Here is a 288-nt window from a genome sequence, read left to right on the forward strand (position 1 = left end):
GGACGTGCTCGCACACCCACTGCTGGGCCGGTCCCAGCTTCTCCCAGCCGACCTGCTGCGCGCGGCCCCACCCGGCGAGGTCCTCGCTCTGGACGACGACACTGCCCGGTACGGCACCCGCCAGCGTGCCGCCGGCCTTCACGTGCCGCCAGGCCAGCGTGAAGCACCGCTGCCACTCCACCGGCCAGGACGGGCACCACCCCGGATCGATCGCGTCCAGCGCGGCCTTGCGCTCAGCTGTCAGCGCACCCGTCCAGTCCAGGCCCTCCTCGCCGGCCTCGGCGCGGC

At 75.0% G+C, this 288-nt stretch carries 1 pseudogene; it reads right to left on the bottom strand.

Going from position 1 to position 288, the window contains the following annotated elements:
- Positions 1 to 288, bottom strand: a pseudogene (locus AA75_RS50520) (helicase); the annotation flags it as partial.

Origin of the sequence: Kitasatospora sp. MBT63, assembly GCF_000710465.2 — a bacterium.
Taxonomy (GTDB): domain Bacteria; phylum Actinomycetota; class Actinomycetes; order Streptomycetales; family Streptomycetaceae; genus Kitasatospora.